General features: G+C 63.3%; 21 protein-coding genes. 6 read left to right on the forward strand and 15 right to left on the reverse strand.

Translation table 11 applies throughout. The features are described from left to right. Positions 1-121: 121 nt before the first annotated feature. Both tam and ettA read right to left on the reverse strand, forming a co-directional pair. Positions 122-892: a trans-aconitate 2-methyltransferase gene (gene tam, locus NKI32_RS17985; protein ID WP_023725378.1), complete on the reverse strand. Its 771-nt coding sequence runs from the start codon at positions 890-892 to the stop codon at positions 122-124. 49 nt (positions 893-941) lie between these two features. After that, the gene (ettA, locus tag NKI32_RS17990; RefSeq protein WP_023725379.1) at positions 942-2,591 is read right to left on the reverse strand and encodes an energy-dependent translational throttle protein EttA; all 1,650 of its coding nucleotides are present in this window, start codon (positions 2,589-2,591) and stop codon (positions 942-944) included. Positions 2,592-2,826: 235 nt separating this feature from the next. Here ettA and NKI32_RS17995 point away from each other — a divergent pair, with 235 nt between their 5' ends. Next, positions 2,827-4,113: a GGDEF domain-containing protein gene (locus NKI32_RS17995; protein WP_023705571.1), complete on the forward strand. Its 1,287-nt coding sequence runs from the start codon at positions 2,827-2,829 to the stop codon at positions 4,111-4,113. Positions 4,114-4,118: 5 nt separating this feature from the next. Here the strand turns inward: NKI32_RS17995 and NKI32_RS18000 are convergent, their stop codons facing one another. From NKI32_RS18000 to NKI32_RS18015, 4 genes are all read right to left on the reverse strand, one after another. Next, the gene (locus NKI32_RS18000) at positions 4,119-4,733 is read right to left on the reverse strand and encodes a hypothetical protein (RefSeq protein ID WP_031194875.1); all 615 of its coding nucleotides are present in this window, start codon (positions 4,731-4,733) and stop codon (positions 4,119-4,121) included. Positions 4,734-4,803: 70 nt separating this feature from the next. Further along, complete coding sequence (locus tag NKI32_RS18005) at positions 4,804-5,817, reverse strand: ribonuclease T2 family protein (RefSeq protein ID WP_023714790.1); 1,014 nt, start codon at positions 5,815-5,817, stop codon at positions 4,804-4,806. 98 nt (positions 5,818-5,915) lie between these two features. After that, a complete protein-coding gene (locus NKI32_RS18010) occupies positions 5,916-6,365 on the reverse strand; it encodes a MarR family winged helix-turn-helix transcriptional regulator (protein ID WP_023714791.1) in 450 nt (149 codons plus the stop codon). Beyond that, entirely contained in the window at positions 6,362-7,252 is an 891-nt protein-coding gene (locus NKI32_RS18015) for an alpha/beta fold hydrolase (protein ID WP_198026954.1), read from the reverse strand. The genes NKI32_RS18010 and NKI32_RS18015 overlap by 4 nt, the downstream gene beginning before the upstream one ends. A gap of 141 nt (positions 7,253-7,393) precedes the next feature. Here NKI32_RS18015 and NKI32_RS18020 point away from each other — a divergent pair, with 141 nt between their 5' ends. The 3 genes from NKI32_RS18020 to NKI32_RS18030 all read left to right on the forward strand — a co-directional run bounded on the left by NKI32_RS18020 (position 7,394) and on the right by NKI32_RS18030 (position 11,230). After that, on the forward strand, positions 7,394-8,326 hold the full coding sequence (locus NKI32_RS18020; protein WP_023739884.1) for an alpha/beta fold hydrolase: 933 nt from the start codon (positions 7,394-7,396) through the stop codon (positions 8,324-8,326). 82 nt (positions 8,327-8,408) lie between these two features. Further along, positions 8,409-9,584: a CaiB/BaiF CoA transferase family protein gene (locus tag NKI32_RS18025; RefSeq protein ID WP_353003090.1), complete on the forward strand. Its 1,176-nt coding sequence runs from the start codon at positions 8,409-8,411 to the stop codon at positions 9,582-9,584. Further along, a complete protein-coding gene (locus NKI32_RS18030; RefSeq protein ID WP_353003091.1) occupies positions 9,581-11,230 on the forward strand; it encodes a thiamine pyrophosphate-binding protein in 1,650 nt (549 codons plus the stop codon). Before NKI32_RS18025 ends, NKI32_RS18030 begins: the two co-directional genes overlap by 4 nt. A gap of 246 nt (positions 11,231-11,476) precedes the next feature. Here the strand turns inward: NKI32_RS18030 and NKI32_RS18035 are convergent, their stop codons facing one another. After that, complete coding sequence (locus NKI32_RS18035; RefSeq protein ID WP_353003092.1) at positions 11,477-12,760, reverse strand: cystathionine gamma-synthase family protein; 1,284 nt, start codon at positions 12,758-12,760, stop codon at positions 11,477-11,479. Between the two features lie 123 nt (positions 12,761-12,883). Between NKI32_RS18035 and NKI32_RS18040 the strand changes: the two genes are divergently transcribed. Beyond that, on the forward strand, positions 12,884-13,342 hold the full coding sequence (locus NKI32_RS18040) for an Lrp/AsnC family transcriptional regulator (RefSeq protein ID WP_023668224.1): 459 nt from the start codon (positions 12,884-12,886) through the stop codon (positions 13,340-13,342). 48 nt (positions 13,343-13,390) lie between these two features. Here the strand turns inward: NKI32_RS18040 and NKI32_RS18045 are convergent, their stop codons facing one another. The 5 genes from NKI32_RS18045 to NKI32_RS18065 are packed head-to-tail and all read right to left on the reverse strand — an operon-like array spanning position 13,391 to position 17,748. After that, the gene (locus NKI32_RS18045) at positions 13,391-14,362 is read right to left on the reverse strand and encodes an ABC transporter substrate-binding protein (RefSeq protein WP_023682178.1); all 972 of its coding nucleotides are present in this window, start codon (positions 14,360-14,362) and stop codon (positions 13,391-13,393) included. A 38-nt stretch (positions 14,363-14,400) separates the two neighbouring features. Continuing rightward, positions 14,401-15,555: an ABC transporter permease gene (locus NKI32_RS18050; RefSeq protein ID WP_023682179.1), complete on the reverse strand. Its 1,155-nt coding sequence runs from the start codon at positions 15,553-15,555 to the stop codon at positions 14,401-14,403. Beyond that, the gene (locus NKI32_RS18055; protein ID WP_023826577.1) at positions 15,552-16,430 is read right to left on the reverse strand and encodes an ABC transporter permease; all 879 of its coding nucleotides are present in this window, start codon (positions 16,428-16,430) and stop codon (positions 15,552-15,554) included. The genes NKI32_RS18050 and NKI32_RS18055 overlap by 4 nt, the downstream gene beginning before the upstream one ends. Beyond that, complete coding sequence (locus NKI32_RS18060; protein WP_502897960.1) at positions 16,431-16,991, reverse strand: endonuclease domain-containing protein; 561 nt, start codon at positions 16,989-16,991, stop codon at positions 16,431-16,433. Further along, positions 16,957-17,748: an ABC transporter ATP-binding protein gene (locus NKI32_RS18065; protein WP_023687997.1), complete on the reverse strand. Its 792-nt coding sequence runs from the start codon at positions 17,746-17,748 to the stop codon at positions 16,957-16,959. Before NKI32_RS18065 ends, NKI32_RS18060 begins: the two co-directional genes overlap by 35 nt. Positions 17,749-17,858: 110 nt before the next feature. Here NKI32_RS18065 and NKI32_RS18070 point away from each other — a divergent pair, with 110 nt between their 5' ends. After that, positions 17,859-18,263 (forward strand): cupin domain-containing protein, encoded by a 405-nt coding sequence (locus NKI32_RS18070; RefSeq protein ID WP_031193071.1) that lies wholly within the window; start codon positions 17,859-17,861, stop codon positions 18,261-18,263. Between the two features lie 17 nt (positions 18,264-18,280). Here NKI32_RS18070 and NKI32_RS18075 read toward each other — a convergent pair whose 3' ends face one another. From NKI32_RS18075 to hydA, 3 genes are read right to left on the reverse strand one after another with little or no spacing between them, the layout of a single operon-like run. Further along, a complete protein-coding gene (locus NKI32_RS18075; protein WP_353003093.1) occupies positions 18,281-18,664 on the reverse strand; it encodes a hypothetical protein in 384 nt (127 codons plus the stop codon). A 16-nt stretch (positions 18,665-18,680) separates the two neighbouring features. Beyond that, positions 18,681-19,058 carry a hypothetical protein gene (locus tag NKI32_RS18080; protein ID WP_023668216.1) on the reverse strand — a complete coding sequence of 126 codons (378 nt, stop codon included), beginning with the start codon at positions 19,056-19,058 and terminating at the stop codon, positions 18,681-18,683. Beyond that, complete coding sequence (gene hydA / locus NKI32_RS18085) at positions 19,055-20,506, reverse strand: dihydropyrimidinase (RefSeq protein ID WP_352627481.1); 1,452 nt, start codon at positions 20,504-20,506, stop codon at positions 19,055-19,057. The genes NKI32_RS18080 and hydA overlap by 4 nt, the downstream gene beginning before the upstream one ends. Positions 20,507-20,539 lie beyond the last annotated feature (33 nt).

Here is a 20,539-nt window from a genome sequence, read left to right on the forward strand (position 1 = left end):
TCCATGCGCAGGCGTTGTCGTTCTCATGTGAACGACCAGGGGGCGCGACACAACACTTTTCTCACCCCACCGGTTTACGCCGGCTTAAACCATAGGCTGTGGCCGGATGTCATCGGGAGTGCTAGCCGGCCCGCTTGGCGACGATGAAAATGCGCGGGAAGCGCAGCAGCACCTTGCCGTTTGCGGTCTTCGGATAGGCCTTGGCAATTTTAGCCGTGTAGCTGTCGAGGAAGATCTTGCGCTCGTCGGCGTCCAGCGGATCGAGGAAAGGCTTCAGCCCCGTCGACTTCACCCATTCGACGATCGCCTCGGCGTCGGTCAGCGGATGATTGTAGGCCGTATGCCAGATATCCACCCGGTCGGAGAGCGGCGACAAGAGATCATAATAGAACGACACCGCCGGCAGCGGTCCGCGCGCAGCACCTGCCATCTTGGCGGCGAACGGCATTTCGGCGGCCGTCTCGCGCATCACCTGATGCGACGGCTCAAGCAGATTGTCGGGCATCTGGACGGCGAGCGCGCCACCGGGGGCGAGAAAGCCCATCAGCCGCTGAAACACTACCGGGTGGGTGGGCAGCCACTGGAATACCGCGTTGGCGAAGATGACGTTGACCGGCTCGGCCGGTCGCCATGTCGAGGCATCGGCGAGGTCGAAATTGACGCTGGGCAGGCGCGCCTTCGCCTTCTCGATCATGTCGGGAGAGGTGTCGAAGCCGCTGATATCAGCATCCGGCCAGCGCTCGACCAGCAGCTCGGTCGAATTACCCGGGCCGCAGCCGATGTCGACCACCCGGCGCGGGAAATCCACCGGCACCTGCGCAACAAGATCGCGCGCCGGCCGTGTGCGCTCATCCTCGAATTTCAGATATTGGGCGGCTGACCAGTCGGTCATTCAAGCTTTCCTCGTATCAGTTGAGAAATTCGCCGCCCCGGTTGCTCCCTTACCGCGTCAGCCTCTTGTAGGTCATCCTGTGCGGGTTGACGGCTTCGGGGCCGAGACGACGGATCTTGTCCTGCTCGTAGTCCTCGAAATTGCCCTCGAACCATTCGACATGACTGTCACCTTCAAAGGCCAGGATGTGGGTGGCCAGCCGGTCGAGGAACATACGATCGTGCGAGATGATGACGGCGCAGCCGCCAAAGTTTTCCAGCGCGTCTTCGAGCGCCGCCAGCGTTTCGGTGTCGAGATCGTTGGTCGGTTCGTCGAGCAGCAGCACATTGCCGCCGGTCTTCAGCATTTTTGCCAGATGCACGCGGTTGCGCTGGCCGCCGGAGAGGTTGCCGACCTTCTGCTGCTGGTCGCCGCCACGGAAGTTGAACGATGCGCAATAGGCGCGGGTGTTGGCTTCGAACTTGCCGAGCTTGACCACTTCGGCGCCGCCCGAGATTTCTTCCCAGACGGTCTTTGACGGATCGAGCGCATCGCGGCTCTGATCGACATAGCCGAGCTTCACCGTTTCGCCGATGCGGACAGAGCCGGCATCCGGCGTTTCCTGGCCGGTGATCATGCGGAACAGCGTCGTCTTGCCGGCGCCGTTCGGGCCGATGACGCCGACGATGCCGCCTGGCGGCAGCTTGAATTCCAGGCCTTCGATCAACAGCGTGTCGCCAAAGCCCTTCGACAAGCCTTCCGCCTCGATCACCACATTGCCGAGCCGCTCGCCATGCGGAATGACGATCTGCGTATCGCTCGGACGCCGCTTGTCGGCTGCATCCAGCAGCTCCTGGAACGCCTGGATACGCGCCTTGGACTTGGTCTGGCGGGCTTTCGGGCTGGACTGGATCCACTCGCGCTCGCGGCCGATGGCGCGCTGGCGGGCGTCGTCCTCGCGACCTTCCTGCTTGAGGCGCTTGGCCTTGGCTTCGAGGTATTTGGTGTAGTTGCCCTCATAGGGAATGCCGCGGCCGCGATCGAGCTCGAGGATCCATCCCGTGACATTGTCGAGGAAGTAGCGATCGTGGGTGATGATCATCACGGCGCCCGGATAGGCGCGCAGATGCTTTTCGAGCCACGCCGTGGTTTCGGCGTCGAGATGGTTGGTCGGTTCGTCGAGCAGCAAGAGGTCGGGCTGACGCAGCAGCAGCTGGCAGAGCGCGACGCGGCGGCGCTCACCGCCCGAAAGCTTGGTGACCTCGGAATCCTTGGGCGGGCAGCCCAGCGCTTCCATCGCCATCTCGACCTGCTGTTCGAGATCCCACAAATTGAGCCGGTCCATCTCGTCCTGGAGCTTGGCCGACTCGTCAGCCGTCTCGTCGGAGTAGTTCATCATCAATTCGTTGTAGCGCTCGATGATGGCGGTCTTGGCGGCGACGCCTTCCATGATGTTCTCGAACACCGTCTTGTTGGCATCGAGCGCCGGCTCCTGCGCGAGATAGCCGACGGTGGCGCCTTCGGCGAGCCACGCTTCGCCGTTCCACTCCTTGTCGAGCCCGGCCATGATCTTGAGGATCGTCGACTTGCCCGAGCCGTTGGGGCCGAGGATGCCGATCTTGGCGTCGGGATAGAAGGAGAGATGGACATTCTCAAGCACCTTCTTGGTGCCATAGGCCTTGTTGAGGCCGGCCATGTGATAGATGAACTGGCGTGCCACGCGCGCTTTCCTTGATGATTGACCGAAAATGTCGGATTGAATGGAGGTTGGCCGCTATGTAGGCGATGCCGGGCCGAACGGCAATCGCTTTTGCCATTTCAAGCCGGGTGTACACCGCACGTTAAGTTTTCCGCCGGTTGTAGGGAGCGTTGAAATCCCCGGTTAACCCTTCAGCGTCAAAACAGGATCGATCGCTGGCCTGTCGCGATCGAAAGTAGAGATCGGACCGAAGGTAGTGCTGAACAGTTTCCTGCTCCTTGCCGAAGCGGTCGTCTACTTCAGCGTCATGGTCACGCTGTTCCGCTTCAGGGATCGCATCGGCCTCGGCGTCTTCGTCTGCGCGCTGGGCGCCATGCATTTCCTCGAAACCTATCTCGCCAGCGTCTTCTATGTCGCCCTGCCCTTCGGCATGGTCTCGCCAGGCTCGGCGGTGCTGTTTTCCGGCAAGCTGGTGATGCTGCTTCTGCTCTACATGAAGGAAGATGCGGCCACGGTGCGCCAGCCGATCTATGGCCTTTTGCTCGGCAACGCCTTGATGATCGGGCTGGTCCTGATCCTGCGCCTGCACGATATTTCAGCCCTTTCCGACGGCAAGCTTCCCGATATCGGTTTCATCGACCAGTTGGGCTGGCTGATGGTGTGGGGCACGACGCTGCTCTTCATCGACGCCATCCTGATCATCCTGCTTTACGAAAAGCTCGGGCGTTATCTGCGCAAGGCGCCGTTCTCCCGCATCCTGATTTGCGTCGCCTGCGTGCTCACCTTCGACCAGGCCGGATTTTTCACCGCCCTGCATTTCGTCGCAGGCGCACCGATTGCGGTCTTCTTCGGCGGCTGGTTGGCCAAGATGGGTGCCGCTTTTGCCTACAGCGCCATGCTTGTCGCCTACCTCAGATGGTTCGAAACGCGTCAGGTCGTGGCACCCCGCGGGCTGTCCGACGTCTTCGACACGTTGACCTATCGCGAGCGCTACGAAGCCCTGGTCGAACATGTCGGCCGCGACGGCCTCACCGGCCTCTTGCACAGGGGACGCTTTGACAGCGACGGCGAACGTCTGGTTGCTGTCAGCCTGCGCACGGCCCAGCCGCTCAGCCTGCTGATCGTCGACGTCGACCATTTCAAGTCGATCAACGATCGCTTCGGCCATGCCGAGGGCGACAGGGTGCTGAGATCCATCGCCCAGGTACTGACCCAGGCGGCCGGCGCGCACGATCAGGTTTTCAGGATCGGCGGCGAGGAGTTCGCCATCCTTTGCTCGCAGCCGCATGCGGTCGCCAGGTTGCTCGGAGAAAACCTCCGCCAGGCCGTCAAAGCGTGCGTAAACCGGTTCGACATCAGCGTCAGCGCCGGCATCGCCACTGTCGATGAGACCGTAGGCTCGCTTGCCGATCTCTTCGCCCTTGCCGACGAGCGTCTCTACAGGGCCAAGTCCACCGGGCGTGACCGCGTCGTCGGCGAAGCGCATGACGATGCCGAAGACCTAACTGCGTGGACATTGCCCACGCGTGGCGTCAGCGGATAAGGCTGTCAGCTCCGCTTGCGCTGCTGCAACGCGCCGACCGCAACTGAAACGGCTATCAGCGCGATGGCCAGCCATTTCAGCACGGTGATGATCGGACTGGCATCGATGTCATAAGCGATGAACAACAGAATGCCGGGCACCAGCAGGCCGCACATGACCAGCATGATGCGGTTGATCTGCCAAGACACTTTTGCTGCCAGCGCTTCGTCACCGGCTTCGCCGACAAGACCGGCGCGCATCTCCCGAGAGATGGCCAACGCGCTCGACAGGCGCATGGAGATCGGCAAGCCGAGCCCGATTATGAGGAAGGCACACGCCGCCAGCAGAGCCGAGAATTTGAGCGCGCTGGTGTCGGCCGGCACCGGAAACAAAAGTGTCGCCAGCGGCAGGAAGACACAGACGATGCCGAGCGCGGCAATGGCGATGAAGATCGCGGCATTGACCCAAGTGAACAGCTGGTAGCGGCTTGCCCCGATCGGCGCGGCAAGCACGCGCATGCGCGCCCACTCGGCATCGGTATAGGAAAAGCCCGGCCATTCCATGCGGCCGTCTTTAATGGCGGTCATCCCCCTGGCCCAGAAAGCCAGCCGCGCCAGCGCGCCTGATGTCATGCCACTCATCGCCACCCCCGCCGAATGAAACACATCCAGACCATATCACCGCGTCACTGCCAAGCGACAGACGGATATCCTACTGGAACCCGGCCGCATCGACCGAGCCCTTCGGACAGCCCGCCTTGGTCGTCGGCGCCGAGGCGAGCATGAGAGTGCTCAGCGAACTGTCGGGGCCGATCGGGCCGGTCAGGCCGAGCGTCAGCTCGCCGATCAGCCGCCTGCCGCTCGACGGATCGACCAGGCAGGAGACACGCACCCGCGCGCCCGACCCGGCGCCGAAGGCGCTGTCGAAGGCGCTGCGGATCTGGTCCGAAGTCAGCTGCTTGCCGACATTCCTGGTGAAGAGCTCGCGCACCGGCGAGGCATTCACCGCCCGCATCAGGTTCAGCGCCTCGGCAAAATACTCCTGCTGGCTCTTGCCGTAGCAGGTGCCGTGCTTGATCCATTCATGCCGTTCGAGCTTGGAGGCGGTGCCCGGCATAACCTGGTCGAGCTCGGCGCGCGTAGCGGCATCGAGATCGACCGGCGGCAGGTCTGCCCAATGGGCCGGATTGTCATTGGCCTTGTCGCTCGCCGGCACCTGGCAATAGAAATTGCCGTTCGGCTGCGGCCAGAGCCCATGCAATGTGAAATGCGACGCGTCGAAGCCGCCCGCCGTCTGCGCCTGGCATTCGGGCTTGCTCGACTTGGTTTCGCAGAAGGCCGGCTGCCAGCTCAGCGCGAAAACATATTCGGGTTTTCCTGAAGCCGGCGCCGCAGGCTTGCCCTGATCGGCGGGCGCGGCCGGCTGGGCGGCTGCGCTGCCGCCGGTGACATGACCGCAGCTGATCTTGACCCAGCGACGCTCAGGATCGGCGCCCGGCACGCGGATGAGGTAATGCGTCGGCGCATCCTTGTTGCCGGCCAGGAGGTCGTAGCTCTGTCCAGCCGTTGTCGCGATATTGCCGGGGTTCTTGCCGCTCTTGATTGCCTGCGTTGCTGGACAGGCAGCATCGGCCACGAAGGAGCCGCTCATCTTCACATCGGCGCGCGCTAGGCCGACACCGGCCAGCGCCACCAACACCGCACCCCATATCGCCGATATCCGCATTCCAGCACTCCTAGCGTTTCATAGCGCAAGCTAGAAACGTGTGACATGTCAGAATTACGATTTCTTTCGTCCGCCGCAAAAAACAATCGCTCGGTCGATCAGACCCCGCCCTCCTCGACCCGCTTCGTCAACATACGCAGCAGATCAAGCGCGGTCTCAAGCACGCGAGGCTCGATGCCCTCGCTGATGCGGTTGGCCCAGACATGCTGGCGCGTGCCGATATCCCTGATCGCGGCCCGGCCCGCATCGGTCATCGCCAGGAGCTTGGCGCGGCGGTGCGCCGGGTTGTCCGCATAGGCGGCGAGCCCTTCGGCGGCCAGAATGTCGGCAAGGCGCTGCACGCTCTGGCGGGCAAGCCCCATGTGGCGGGCAATGTCGGCCACCGATTTCGGCTCCTTCAGCACCGCGCCCAGAACCTGCCAGCGCGCCGCCGTCAACCCGGCAGGCTCCGCCAGCCGGTCGGCCGCGTCGAGAAACCCGCCATTCAGCCGGAACACGGCAAGCACCAGTTCGGTGAGCACATCTCCGGCTTCGGTCCTGCTTGTCATTTCTGGCCGGCCTCGATGGTGGAAACGAAAGTGTTGACGGCTTCAGCCACCGCCTCCGGCTTGTCAAGCATCACCCAATGGCCGGAACCGGCGACGGTTCTGTGGCCAATTCCGCTGCGCAGCCGAAACAGGGCCGCCGCATTGTCATTGGCCTCCGTGGCCAGCACGAAGATCGGCCCGTGATAGGCGTCGAGCGTCGGTTCGGGATTCCATTCCGCCAGCGCCTTGCCGACGCCTGCCCGAGCCGCCGGATCGACCACCGCCGCATCGGCGATGACCTGTTTGCGGACATCTGGGTTGGAGCCGGCGATCGAGGTGTAATAAGCGCTCAGGACATCGCCGCCGTTTGGCCCCGCCAGATCGCGCACGAACCCGTCGCGAATCTCTTTGGGCAGGGCGCGCGGATCGGTCGCCGGATCGACCAGCAGGATGCCGGCAACACGGTCGGCATGGCCGGCGGCATAGGCGAGCGCGGCCCCACTGCCGCCGCTATGTGCAACGAGGACAAACCGCTTCAGGCCGAACGCATCGGCCACCGCACCAATATCGTCGGCACGGCCGTCATAGCCGTAGTCGGCATCAGCTGCAGGCGCCGATGCGCCATGGCCGCGAAAATCGAAGGCGACCGCCTCACGGCCACCTGCGGTGAGCTGCATCACCCGGTTCCACTGTGTGGCGCGGCTGCAATCGCCATGCGCGAACAGGATCGGCAGGCCGCCGCCGGATTTGATGTCGTAGCCGGCAAGCTGGCCCTGCGGGCCGGCAATGGTTGAGGTCTTCATGGTCGTCTCCCTGGTCTGGCTGGAAGCAATGCCGGGCAGGAGCATTGCGGATGAAAGGCTCGCCAGCAGAAACGCGCGGCGCGAAACGGTCGAAACGGTTTTCATACTCATGTTCCCGATGTAATTTGACAGCATGCTGTCATATAGCCAAATTGACAGCACACTGTCAATAGTGACGCCGGCTGATTTCGACCTCCCCTTGACGTCGGTCACGCCGTCGCCCAACAGTCGCCAAGGGAGCGAGACATGGCATTTGACAAGCAGACGACGCTGGCCTCACCGACCGGGGCCACGCTCAATCTCTATGTGAAGCACGCGGGGGGCTCTCCACGCGCGGTAGTCCAGGTCAATCACGGCCTGGCCGAACACGCCGCGCGCTATGCCCGCTTCGCCGATTACCTCAGCACCCGCGGCTTTCATGTCTACGTCCACGACCATCGCGGCCATGGCGCGACCAAGGCGCCCGATGCCCCGCTCGGCAGATTCGCCGGCACAAGCGGCCCGGCCAAGGTGATCTCCGATGTCGACGCAGTCCACGATTTGATTGCGAAGGAGCAGCCCGGCCTGCCGGTCATCCTGTTCGGCCATTCGATGGGTGCGTCGGTGGCGCTCAACTACCTGCTGGCGCACTCGCCGCGCGTCCACGCCGCGGCGATCTGGAACGGCAATTTCTCACAAGGCCTGCTTGGTCAGCTTGCACTCGCCATCCTCGCTTATGAGCGCTTCAGGCTCGGCTCCGATGTTCCCTCACGCGTCTTGCCCAAACTGACCTTCCAGGCCTGGGGCAAGGCGGTGCCCAACCACAAGACGCCGTTCGACTGGCTGTCGCGCGACGAGGCTGAAGTGGCCAAGTACATTGCCGACCCGCTGTGCGGCTGGGATGCCTCGATCTCGATGTGGCGCGATGTCGTGGAGATGGCGCAGAAAGGCGGCAAGGATGCGGGCTTTGCCGGCATCAGGCGCGACCTGCCCGTCAGCATCGTCGGCGGCGAGAAGGATCCGGCCTCCGACTATGGCAAAGGCATCGATCATCTCACCAAGCGGATGCGCGCGATGGGCTTTTCGAATCTGGTTTCAAAGGTTTACGCCGACACCCGCCACGAAAGCCTGAACGAGGTGAACCGCGACACCGTTATGGACGATTTCGCTGCCTGGGCCGATAGCGTGCTCAAAGAGTGACATCGCTGGCCTACCGCAAGGCCCGTGACAGCGGCATCCCGGGTTGATAGAGGCTGCGGTTCCGACCCGTTTTTGGTGATTTATGGCTGAACCTCCGCTGAAAGGCGTCCGCGTCGTCGAACTCGCCCGCATCCTGGCCGGCCCCTGGGCAGGACAATTGCTGGCCGATCTCGGCGCCGATGTCATCAAGGTCGAGAGCCCCGACGGCGGCGACGATACCCGCAAATGGGGTCCGCCCTTCGTCATGAGCCATGATGGCGAGAACCTGTCGGCCGCCTATTACCACTCCTGCAATCGCGGCAAGCGCTCCATCGCGGTCGATTTCTCGACGCCCGAAGGGGCCGAGACGGTGCGCCGGCTGGTTGCCACGGCCGACGTTCTGATCGAGAATTTCAAGCTCGGCGGCCTGAAGAAATACGGGCTCGATTACAAGAGCCTGAAGGCGATCAATCCAAAGCTCGTCTACTGCTCGATCACCGGCTTCGGCCAGGACGGGCCTTACGCCTCACGCGCCGGCTATGATTTCATCATCCAGGCCATGGCCGGCATGATGTCGATCACCGGCGAGGTCGGGCGCGAGCCGCAAAAGGCCGGGGTCGCTATTTCCGACATCTTCACCGGCCTCTATTCGGTGATCGCCATCCAGGCAGCGCTTCGCCATGCCGAAAAGACCGGCGAAGGCCAGCATATCGACATGGCCCTGTTCGACACGCAGATTTCCGCACTCGGCAACCAGAACCTCAACTATCTCGTCTCCGGCAAAGCGCCGGTGCAGATGGGCAATGCGCATATGAACATTGCGCCCTATGAGGTTGTCCCGGTCAGGGACGGCCACATCATCCTGGCGGTCGGCAATGACGGCCAGTTCGCCAAATTCTGCGCCGCCGTCGGGCTCGACCATCTCTCAGCGAATCCCGATTTCGCCACCAATCCGGCCCGCGTCGCCAACCGGGTGAAGTTGCGCGAGCACTTGATCGAGACGCTGAAGAATTGGGATCGCGACCCATTGCTGGCCAAGCTCGAAGCGGCAAGCGTGCCGGCGAGCCCGATCAACGACATCGGCCAGATGTTTGCCGACCCGCAGACGATCGCACGCGGCATGCGCCTCGACCTCGACGATGGCCATGGCAATCGTCTGCCCTCGGTACGCGCGCCGATGGTGATGTCCGGCACACCGCTGGTCTATGAACGCCCTTCGCCGCGCCTTGGCGAACACACGCAAGAAATCCTTGCCGAACTGGAGAAGTCTGGACGATGAAGACCGGTGGACAACTGATTGTCGACGCACTCGAGGCGAACGGCACCGACCGCATCTTCTGCGTGCCCGGCGAATCCTATCTCGCGGTGCTCGACGCATTGCATGACTCGCCCATCCGCACCATTGTCTGCCGACAGGAAGGCGGCGCCGCCATGATGGCCGACTGCCAGGGGCGGCTGACGGGCAAGCCCGGCATCTGCTTCGTCACCCGCGGCCCCGGCGCCACCAATGCATCGGCCGGCATTCACATTGCCATGCAGGATTCGATACCCGTCATCCTGTTCATCGGCCAGGTCGCCAGCCACGCCAAGGAGCGCGAGGCTTTCCAGGAGGTCTACTACAAGCGCTTCTTCGGCGACATCGCCAAATGGGTGGTGGAGATCGACGATGCCGCGCGCATCCCCGAACTCGTCACCCGCGCCTTCGCCGTCGCGACATCGGGCCGCCCCGGCCCCGTGGTCATCTCGCTTCCGGAGGACATGCTGACCAGCCTGGTCGACGCGCCTGCGGCCTTGCCGCACACGCCGGTCGAAACCCGCCCCGGCGGAGCCGAGCTCGACGCGCTGGAGAAACTGCTCGGCAAGGCCAAACGCCCTTTCGTCATCCTCGGCGGCACACGCTGGGACGAGGAAGCGGTGGCGCGCATGCGCGCCATTGCCGAGGCCTGGTCGCTGCCGGTCGGCTGCTCCTTCCGCCGCCAGATGCTGTTCGACCATCTGCACCCGAACTATGCCGGCGATGTCGGCATCGGCATCAACCCGAAGCTGGCCACCGCCATCAAGCAGGCCGACCTGGTGCTGCTGATCGGCGGACGCATGGGCGAGATGCCATCGTCCGACTATACGCTGCTGAAGAGCCCCTATCCCGACCAGGCGCTGGTGCATGTCCACGCCGATGCCGGCGAACTCGGCCGCGTCTACCGGCCGACACTGGCGATCAACGCTTCGCCTTCGGCCTTCGTCGAAGCTTTTGCCAAGCGCAAGCCGGCCGGCACGCCAGCCTGGGCGGATGAGACAGCGAAAGCACACGCTGCCTACCTCGACTGGTCGACGCCGCCTGAGACCGGCCCCGGCCCGGTCCAGATGGGGCCGATCATGAACTATCTGGAAAAGGTTCTGCCCGACGACGCCATTTTCACCAACGGCGCCGGCAATTACGCCACCTGGGTGCACCGCTTCCACCGCTTCCGCCGATTCGCCACGCAGGGCGCGCCGACCTCGGGCTCGATGGGTTATGGCACGCCGGCCGCGGTCGCCGCCAAGGCGCTCCATCCCGACCGCACCGTGATCGCCTTTGCCGGCGACGGCTGCTTCCTGATGAACGGACAGGAATTCGCTACCGCCGTGCAATACGACCTGCCGATCGTCGTAATCGTCGTCAACAACGGCATCTACGGCACCATCCGCATGCACCAGGAGCGCGACTATCCCGGCCGCGTCGTCGCCACCGATCTGAAGAACCCTGACTTTGCCGCTCTTGCCCGCGCCTATGGCGGCCACGGCGAGACGGTCGAGAACACGGCAGATTTTGCCCCTGCCTTCGAGCGTGCCCGCGCGAGCGGCAAGCCGGCGATCGTCGAAATCAGGCTCGACCCCGAGGCGATCACGCCGACGCGGACGATGACGCAGATCCGCGACAAGAGCTGAGAAGTTGGCAGCGAAAGCCGAGTTCCGTCACACCCCCCTCTGTCCTGCCGGACATCTCCCCCTCAAGGGGGGAGATTGGATGTCACGTCGCCCTTCGCCAATCTCCAGCGTTGCAGACAGGGCGCTATGGTCAGAGCTGCTGATCTCCCCCCTTGAGGGGGAGATGTCCGGCAGGACAGAGGGGGGTGCTGTCCCGCCGACGCTGCCAAGGCGATCGCCCCTTTCCTGATATCTACAAGCGAGCTATCAGACCGCTGCCAGCGCCTGCGTCAGGTCGGCGATAAGATCGTCCGGATGCTCGACGCCGATCGACAGCCTGACCGTGGTCTCCAGCACGCCGATGCGCTGGCGCACGTCGAAGGGAATGCCGGAGTGCGTCATCGCCGCCGGGTGGCTGGCGAGTGACTCCGTGCCGCCAAGGCTCACCGCCAGCTTGAATATTTGCAGCCCGTTGAGAAAGGCGAAGGCCGCCTTCTCTCCGCCTTTGATATCGAAAGAAAATGTCGACCCGGCGCCGCTGCATTGCGCCTTGTAGGCCCGTCCCGCTGCCGTATCCTCGCCCAGGAACGGCAGGTAATGCACCTTCTCGACCTTGGCGTGATCGCGCAGGAATTCGGCCACGAGCCGCGCATTGTCGTTGGCGCGCTCCATGCGGATGGACAGCGTCTCCAGCGAGCGGCCGAGCATCCAGCAGGAATGCGGGTCGAGTTGCGTCCCGATGGCGCCGCGCAGCGCCTTGATCGGCTTGGTCACCGCCTTGCTGCCCATCGCCGCCCCGGCGATCAGGTCGGAATGGCCGCCGACATATTTGGTCAGCGAATAGACGGAGACATCGGCGCCATGTTCGATCGGCCGCTGGAACACCGGGCCGAGCAGCGTGTTGTCGCAGACGATGATCGGCGTCGAGCCTTGGCTAGCGCCGATCTCGTCGGCAATCTTCCGGATCAGTGCGATCTCGACCAGGCTGTTGGTCGGATTCGACGGCGTTTCGATGAGAATGACCGAGACACGCCCCTTCGCCACCGCTGCATCAGCAGCGGCCCGCACCGCCTTGTCGTCGACGCCCTCGGCGCAGCCCCCCGCGCCGATGCCGAAGCCGGACAGCGTGCGCGTCAAAAGCGTCTCGGTGCCGCCGTAAAGCGGCTGCGAATGCAGGATGACATCGCCCGGCCGGGCATAGGCGAGCAGCGTCGTGGCGATCGCCGACATGCCCGACGAGAACAGGATGCAGGCGTCCGTTCCCTCATAGACCGCCAGCCGGTCCTCGACGATCTCCGAGTTGGGATGATTGAAGCGCGAATAGACCAGGCCGGACGCCGTGCCGCTCGGCGGCTCCTTGCGGCCGGATGTGTAGTCGAAGAAGTCGCGTCCCTCCTCCGCCGATTTGAACACGAAGGTCGAGGTCAGGAACACCGGCGGCTTGACGGCGCCTTCCGACAGTTGCGGATCGAAGCCATAGCTCAACATCAACGTTTCCGGATGGAGCTTGTGGTTGCCGATGTGGGTTTTCGACGGGCGCGGCGCGGTCATGGCTTTTCCTGCGTTCTGGAGGAGTCTCGTCCAGCAATTTATGCGATCCCGGTCCACCAGTCCTTGCTATTTTCGGCCTCGCATGGCTGCATTCCGGCAACAAATTGCCGAGCGAGAGCAAAAGTGCAACAGAAGATAGCCGACGATTTCGACCGCAAGATCCTGCGCGAGCTGCAGGCCGACGCCCGCATCACCAACAATGAGCTGGCGGAGCGCATCGGCCTGTCGCCGTCGCCATGTTTGAGGAGGGTACGCCGGCTGGAGGAGGCCGGCATCATCAGGGGCTATACCACGCTGGTCGACCCGGCCGCCTTCGGGTGGAACATGGTCGCCATCGCCACCGTCCGGCTCAGCCGCCAGAACGAGGACGAGATCGTCATGTTCGAGGACGCCATCCGCGGGTGGGAAGAGGTGCTGGAATGCCACCTCGTCACCGGGGCGCGCGACTATGTGCTGAAGGTGGTGACCGGCAGCCTCGAACAGTACGAGCGCTTCATCAAGGAAAAGATCGCGCGGCTGAAATGCGTCGCCTCGATTGAGACCAGCTTCGTCATGAACACCATAAAGGAACGGCGCCTCTGACATTTGGTCAAAGGCGCCGCTCTCGAGGTCGAAATTGCCTGGCCAGGCTTATTTGATCGCCTTGTCGGTGATGGCTGTGGTGTAGGCGCCGGTCGGCGCCTTGGTGATGATCTTCTGGTCGAGCAGCGCCTTGGCGGTGCGCTCGTAGGTCGCCGGGTCGAGCTTGCCGTCGGCATTGTCGATCAGCTTGGCGACTTCGCTCATCATCCGCTTCTGGTGGTTTTCGTCCTGGCCACCGCCGTCCATGACAATGCCCGCGGCCTCGTCATTGTTGTCGATAGCATATTTCCAGCCCTTCATCGAGGCGCGCACGAAACGCACCATCTTGTCTTCGAAAGCCGGATCCTTGAGCTTGTCTTCCGAGGCGTAGAGCCCGTCCTCCAGCAGGTCGTTGCCCATCGCCGAGTAGTTGAACACGGTCAGCTGGTCCGGCTTGTAGCCGGCATCGATCAGCTGCCAGTACTCGTTGTAGGTCATGACCGAAATGCAATCCGCCTGCTTCTGGATCAACGGCTGCACGTCGAAGCTCTGCTTCAGAACCGTGACGCCGTCCGGGCCGCCTTCGGTCTTCAGGCCGAGCTTGTTCATCCAGGCGTAGAATGGATATTCGTTGCCGAAGAACCAGACGCCCAGCGTGTGACCCTTGAAATCGGCTTCGGTCTTGATCGGGCCGTCCTTCGGACAGACCAGCTCCATGCCGGCCTTCTTGAACGGCTGGGCGATGTTGACCAGCGGCACGCCCTTTTCGCGCGCGGCGAGTGCCCCGCCCATCCAGTCGACGATGACGTCGGCGCCACCGCCGGCGATCACCTGCTCGGGTGCGATATCGGGACCGCCCGGCTTGATGTCGACGTCGAGGCCTTCGGCTTCATAAAAACCCTTGGCCTTGGCGACATAGTAGCCGGCAAACTGCGCCTGCGTGACCCATTTCAGCTGCAACGTCACCTTGTCGGCGGCCATTGCCTGGAACGCGGCCAGCGACATTGCGCCGGCCAGCATCGGTATGATCAGTCTTTTCATGTTTTTACCCTCTGAAGTTAACACCCGAACCCACCGCCCTATCCACCACGGACAGAGGGATGCCAAAACGTGACGGCTCTCTCGACGAGAGCGACCACGCCATAAAAGACCGAACCCGCCAGTGCTGCAACTGCGATTTCGGCCCAGACCATATCGATGTTCATCCGCCCGACCTCGGTCGAGATGCGAAAGCCCATGCCGACCACAGGCGTGCCGAAGAACTCGGCGACGATGGCGCCGATCAGCGCCAGCGTCGAGTTGATCTTGAGCGCGTTGAAGATGAAGGGCGCTGCCGCCGGCAGTCTGAGCTTCAAGAGTGTTGGCCAGTAGCCCGACGCATACGTGCGCATCAAATCGCGCTCCATATGGCCGGAGGCGGCAAGACCGGCAACCGTGTTCACCAGCATTGGGAAGAAGGTCATGATGATGACGACCGCGGCCTTGGACGGCCAGTCGAAGCCGAACCACATCACCATGATCGGCGCCACACCGATGATCGGCAGCGCCGAGACCATATTGCCGATCGGCAGCAGACCGCGGCGCAGGAACGGCACCCGGTCCGCGGCGATGGCCACCAGGAAGCCGGCGCCGCTGCCGATGACATAACCGAAGATCACCGCCTTGAAGATGGTCTGCCTGATATCGGCGCCGAGCACCGGCAGGGAACTGGCGATGCGCACACCGATGGCGCTCGGCGGCGGCAAAAGGATGAAGGGAATGCCGGCGCCACGCGTCACCGCTTCCCATATGATCAGGATCCAGGCGCCGAAGATCGCCGGGATGATGAGGCGCAGCGCCATCCGCGCCCCTTTTGCCATCGGGCGAAGCCCCGACAGCACCGCCACACAGCGCCAGGCCAGCAGCCAGGCAGCGGCGAGCAGCAGGAAATACGGCGCCAATGCCGTGCCTTCGAAACCTGTAATGCCCGAGATCAGCATCCAGGCGACGAGATGAGCGCCGATGAACAGCACCGCAGCCTCGGCCAGCGGCGAAATTCTGATCATCGAGATCAGCCCTGCCAGCACGGCCAGGCCGATCATCGGGGTCTTTATTCCGAAATAGGGGTAGTCGAAGCTTGCCGTCGGGTCTGCAAGGGCGGCCGCTTCCGGCTTCGACATCGCGCCGAGCGCGACGGCGACGAGGCACAGCGCAATGGCCAGCACGGCTTGCCAGGAGGGCTTCAGCCAGTTCATGCCGGCCTCCCGCCCATCGCGCGGTCAACGAGGCGCCCGGCTATGCCGACCACCATGACCAGAAGGGCCGCCACCACCGAGCCCGCCACAAGGGCGGACCAGATGTCGATGGACTGGCTGTAATAGGCACCTGCCAAAAGCTTGGCGCCGATGCCGGCGACAGCACCGGTCGGCAGTTCGCCGACAATGGCGCCGACCAGGCTCGCCGCCACCGCCACCTTCATCGAGGTGAACAGGAACGGCACCGAGGCCGGCACCCGCAGCTTCCAGAAGGTCTGCGAGACACTGGCATTGTAGGTGTGCATCAGGTCGAGATGCATGAGTTCGGGCGAGCGCAGGCCCTTCACCATGCCCACCGTCACCGGGAAGAACGACAGGTAGGTCGAGATCATCGCCTTTGGGATCAGACCGCTGATGCCGATCGCCCCCAGCACGACGATGATCATCGGCGCCACGGCCAGAATGGGAATCGTCTGGGAGGCGATGATCCACGGCATCAGGCTGCGGTCGAGCGTCGCCACATGCACGATGCCGACCGCGATGACCATGCCGAGCGCCGTGCCGAAGGCAAAGCCGAGCAACGTCGACGACAGGGTCACCCAGGCATTGTAGACGAGGCTTCGGCTCGATGTGATGGGCCGCAGGAAGGTGTTCTCGAAGAAGTTCACCGCCACCTGATGCGGCGCCGGCAGCGTCGGCTTGGGCTGCGACAGCGTCTTGCCGATGAATTCGACGGTGCCGTGGGTTTCCCCGGCGCGCCGGTCGAGGTCGCGCTGGAACGGCGCGTTGAGGATGACGGCGAAGACATACCAGAGCACCACCACGCCCAGGAGGATGGAGGTCACGGGGATGAGTTTTTCGCGGAAGGTGTCCATCTATCGCGCCTCGCCAGCGGGGCGCCCTCCTCTCCCCAACGGGGAGAGGGTGGCCGGAGCGAAGCGGAGGTCGGGTGAGGGGGTAGAAATCTTTCCGTCGAGACAAGCCAAGATCGTATCCAGGACCGCTCGGCGCTCAGCCAAAACTTCGTGATTCCAGAAGCGCAGAACCGAATAACCTTGTCCGTTCAGCCAGGCTGTCCTGGCGGGATCGGTCAGTGAATCCGCGTGTTGGCTGCCATCAAGTTCGACAATCAGCCCCTGCTCGCGGCAGACGAAGTCCGCGATGAAAGGTCCGAGCGGCACTTGCCGCACATATTTGTAGCCGTTGAGATGACGTCCTCTCAATTCCCCCCAAAGCCGGTATTCAGCTTCGGTCTCGTCAAACCGCAGCTTTCGGGCGCGAGCGGTTGCCCCGACATTTCTCTTGGTCGGATCCGTCGGCGCCGCCCCCTCACCCGACCTCCGCTTCGCTCCGGCCACCCTCTCCCCGTTGGGGAGAGGAGCCAGCCGGTCGTTCGCCCCCTCAATCATCATAGCTGTGCCCTGCCCGCAACCCATCGCGCACGCGGGCCGCGATCGCCAAAAACTCCGGTGTCTCGCGGATGTCCAGTGGCCGCTCCTTTGGCAGCGTCGATTCGATGATGTCGGTAACCCGACCTGGGCGCGGCGACATGACGACGATGCGCGTCGACAGATACACCGCCTCGGGGATGGAATGGGTGACGAAGCAGATCGTCTTGTTGGTGCGCGCCCACAATTCCAGAAGCTGTTCATTGAGATGATCGCGCACGATCTCGTCCAGCGCGCCGAAGGGCTCGTCCATCAGCAACAGGTCGGCGTCGAAGGCGAGCGCGCGGGCGATCGAAGCGCGCTGCTGCATGCCGCCGGAAAGCTGCCAGGGGTATTTCTTCTCGAAGCCGGAGAGGTTGACGAGCTCCATCGTGCGCTTGATGCGCTCGGCCTGCTCCGCTCTCGAAAGGCCGATGATCTCCAGCGGCAGCGCCACGTTACGCTCGATCGTGCGCCACGGGAAAAGGGCTGCCGCCTGGAAGACGTAGCCATAAGCGCGTTTCTCGCGCGCCTGTTCCGGCGTCATGCCGTTGACCGAGATCGTGCCCGATGTCGGTTTTTCCAGATCGGCGATGACGCGCAGCAAGGTGGTCTTGCCGCAGCCCGATGGGCCGATGAAGGAGACGAACTCGCCCTTGCCGATGGTCAGGTCGACATTGGAGAGCGCCTCTACCGGACCGTCATTGGTCTGAAAGGTAAGGCCAAGTCTGCTTGCCGAGACGACGGCTGGCGATTGTCCCGTCATCGCTTGCTGCCTGCCTCTCGCAGCCGCCCAGGATGAAATGCCGTTGCATTCGCGTTGATGTTGCTTTCCACTCGTCCAATCCCACCCAATCGACGCCCGGAGCCTTGCCGATGTCGCCCAAACCCACTTGTCACCTTATCCGTCCTGAAAGCACTTATGAAGGCAAGCAGGGATTGACCTATTTTGCCGGCATTGCAGCCGAGACGGTCGGCTCGTCCGGCATCTGCATGCATCTGCTCACCCTGCCGCCTGGCGCCCGCGCCAAGGCGCATCTGCATGAAAGCCATGAGACGGCGATCTATGTGCTCTCGGGCGAGGTCCACACATGGTATGGCGACAGGCTCGAGAACCACATCGTCGTCAAGGCCGGCGACCTCTTCTACATCCCGGCCGGCGTACCGCATCTGCCGGCCAATCTGAGCAACGCCCCGTCCTCGGCCGTCATCGCCCGCACCGATCCCAATGAACAGGAAAGCGTCGTCCTGTTGCCGGAACTGGATGCGCTGGTGGCCTGACGCTGACGGGACTGCCGTCATTTGCACCGCGCCACTTCGCCCATGACATTGCCGTCCTCGTCGGCGACCGTCAGCTTCTTGGCGTTCTTGGCGCTGCGCTTGATGGTGAATTTGGTCGGCTCCTGTCCCTCTTCGCCTTCCGCCTCGCATGTTGCCGTCACCACCAGCGACCCATCAGCCTGCGCTTGCTTCTCCGTGAAGGTGCAGGCGCTGGCGGCGGTGACCAATGCCTCGTCGGTCAAAAGCAGCATCCGATCGGCGGCGACTTCCTGGCCGTTGCGGTTGATGCAGCCATATTTGTCCCCATAGGGTTTCGTCAGGTCGATGCCTGCCGCAAGGGCCTGACCCGCAGCCAGAACGACTATCATCGCAACAGACGGCCCCAAACCGCGCGCGCTCATTCCCCCAGCTCCAACGTCACGAACACGGTTGCAACGGCCCCATTTCTTCAAGACCGGGAATGGTCACGAAGAACCCACCCTCGCCCTTGTTGGTGACCACAACGGTTTCAGCCGTCGTCCCCGCCTCGCCTTCGGCGGAACAGGTCGCATCAAGCGATTGCGTGCCCGGCGCCCACGTCAATTGCTGCGCGAACCGGCAGCCGCTGCCATAGGTCTCGATGCCTTCGGCGGTCAGCACGATATAATCGTCCCGGCCCTGAAAACCGGCCTTTGCAAAGACACAGCCGGCATCGTTGCCCCAGGAGCCGGCCAGCCTCTCGGCCCCTGTTGCCGGACCAGCGACCACCATCGCCACGACCAGTGAAATGAGCGCCCCCGGGCTCCGCAACGTCAAACGCCTGTCGCCGGAATGCCGGTGCGTTCGACCTTGCGCGGCGCGGTGATGTCCTTCCAGGTCGATAGAGCCCGGTTGACCGCCGCGTTCGGCTCGCGGGCGACGAATTCGCCATGGCCGGGCTTGGCCTTGACCTCCGCTTCCTCGACCGACAATTCGCCGCGCGAAAAGACGAAGCGCGGCAGGCCGGTCACCTCAAAACCTTCGAAGACGTTGTAGTCGATCACCGATTGCTGCTTCTTCGAGGTGATGGTCTTCTTGGCGCTGGGGTCCCACACCACGATGTCGGCGTCCGCGCCTTCGACGATGGCGCCTTTCCTAGGATATATGTTGAGGATCTTGGCGATGTTGGTCGAAGTCACCGCGACGAACTCGTTCATCGTCAGCCGCCCGGTGTTGACGCCCGTCGTCCACAGCACGGGCAAGCGGTCTTCAAGCCCGCCGGTGCCGTTCGGGATCTTGGTGAAATCGCCGACGCCATTGCGCTTCTGCTTGGTGGTGAAGGCGCAGTGGTCGGTCGCCACCACCTGCAGCGATCCCGCCTGCAGGCCGGCCCACAGCGAATCCTGGTGCAGCTTGTTGCGGAAGGGCGGGCTCATGACGCGGCGCGCCGCATGGTCCCAATCCTTATCGAAATACTCGCTTTCATCCAGCGTCAGATGCTGGATCAGCGGCTCGCCGAAAACCCGCATGCCCTTCTGGCGGGCGCGGCGGATGGCTTCGTGGCTCTGCTCGCAGGACACATGCACGACATAGAGCGGCACGCCGGCCATGTCGGCGATCATGATGGCGCGGTTGGTCGCCTCGCCTTCCACTTCCGGCGGCCGCGAATAGGCGTGTCCCTCGGGGCCATTATTGCCGGCGGCGAGCAGCTTTTGCGACAGCGCCGCAACCACGTCGCCATTCTCGGCATGCACCAACGGCAGCGCGCCGAGATCGGCGCAGCGCTGGAACGACGCGTACATCTCGTCGTCGTCCACCATCAGCGCGCCCTTGTAGGCCATGAAATGCTTGAACGAGGTAATGCCTCTGTCGACGACGGTGGCCATCTCGTCGAACACCTGCTTGCCCCACCAGGTGATCGCCATGTGGAAGGAGTAGTCGCAGGCAGCCTTCGAGGTCTTGTTGTCCCACATCTGCAACGCTTCCAGCAGCGATTGCTGCGGCGCCGGCAGGCAGAAATCGACCACCATCGTGGTGCCACCGGAAAGGGCCGCACGCGTCCCGGACTCGAAATCGTCGGCCGAATAGGTGCCCATGAACGGCATTTCGAGATGGGTGTGCGGATCGATGCCGCCCGGCATGACGTAACAGCCGCTGGCGTCGAACTCATGGTCGCCATGCAGGTTCGAGCCAATGGCGACGATCTTGCCGTGCTGCATCAGCACATCGGCCTTCCAGGTGCGGTCGGCGGTGACGATGGTGCCGTTTCGGATGACTTTGGTCATTGTCGTGTTCCCTTGTTCTCTTCGCGCTTCTTG

The sequence above is a fragment of the Mesorhizobium sp. M0761 genome (assembly GCF_040320205.1).
Lineage (GTDB): Bacteria > Pseudomonadota > Alphaproteobacteria > Rhizobiales > Rhizobiaceae > Mesorhizobium.

What these genes read in the sequence shown, in the direction of transcription:
- tam (WP_023725378.1), bottom strand. Translation starts at nt 892, where the DNA reads ATGACCGACTGGTCAGCCGCCCAATATCTGAAATTCGAGGATGAGCGC.
- NKI32_RS18000 (WP_031194875.1), bottom strand. Translation starts at nt 4,733, where the DNA reads ATGAGTGGCATGACATCAGGCGCGCTGGCGCGGCTGGCTTTCTGGGCC.
- NKI32_RS18005 (WP_023714790.1), bottom strand. Translation starts at nt 5,817, where the DNA reads ATGCGGATATCGGCGATATGGGGTGCGGTGTTGGTGGCGCTGGCCGGT.
- NKI32_RS18010 (WP_023714791.1), bottom strand. Translation starts at nt 6,365, where the DNA reads ATGACAAGCAGGACCGAAGCCGGAGATGTGCTCACCGAACTGGTGCTT.
- NKI32_RS18015 (WP_198026954.1), bottom strand. Translation starts at nt 7,252, where the DNA reads ATGAAAACCGTTTCGACCGTTTCGCGCCGCGCGTTTCTGCTGGCGAGC.
- NKI32_RS18020 (WP_023739884.1), top strand. Translation starts at nt 7,394, where the DNA reads ATGGCATTTGACAAGCAGACGACGCTGGCCTCACCGACCGGGGCCACG.
- NKI32_RS18025 (WP_353003090.1), top strand. Translation starts at nt 8,409, where the DNA reads ATGGCTGAACCTCCGCTGAAAGGCGTCCGCGTCGTCGAACTCGCCCGC.
- NKI32_RS18030 (WP_353003091.1), top strand. Translation starts at nt 9,581, where the DNA reads ATGAAGACCGGTGGACAACTGATTGTCGACGCACTCGAGGCGAACGGC.
- NKI32_RS18035 (WP_353003092.1), bottom strand. Translation starts at nt 12,760, where the DNA reads ATGACCGCGCCGCGCCCGTCGAAAACCCACATCGGCAACCACAAGCTC.
- NKI32_RS18045 (WP_023682178.1), bottom strand. Translation starts at nt 14,362, where the DNA reads ATGAAAAGACTGATCATACCGATGCTGGCCGGCGCAATGTCGCTGGCC.
- NKI32_RS18050 (WP_023682179.1), bottom strand. Translation starts at nt 15,555, where the DNA reads ATGAACTGGCTGAAGCCCTCCTGGCAAGCCGTGCTGGCCATTGCGCTG.
- NKI32_RS18055 (WP_023826577.1), bottom strand. Translation starts at nt 16,430, where the DNA reads ATGGACACCTTCCGCGAAAAACTCATCCCCGTGACCTCCATCCTCCTG.
- NKI32_RS18060 (WP_502897960.1), bottom strand. Translation starts at nt 16,991, where the DNA reads ATGGGTTGCGGGCAGGGCACAGCTATGATGATTGAGGGGGCGAACGAC.
- NKI32_RS18065 (WP_023687997.1), bottom strand. Translation starts at nt 17,748, where the DNA reads ATGACGGGACAATCGCCAGCCGTCGTCTCGGCAAGCAGACTTGGCCTT.
- NKI32_RS18070 (WP_031193071.1), top strand. Translation starts at nt 17,859, where the DNA reads ATGTCGCCCAAACCCACTTGTCACCTTATCCGTCCTGAAAGCACTTAT.
- NKI32_RS18075 (WP_353003093.1), bottom strand. Translation starts at nt 18,664, where the DNA reads ATGAGCGCGCGCGGTTTGGGGCCGTCTGTTGCGATGATAGTCGTTCTG.
- hydA (WP_352627481.1), bottom strand. Translation starts at nt 20,506, where the DNA reads ATGACCAAAGTCATCCGAAACGGCACCATCGTCACCGCCGACCGCACC.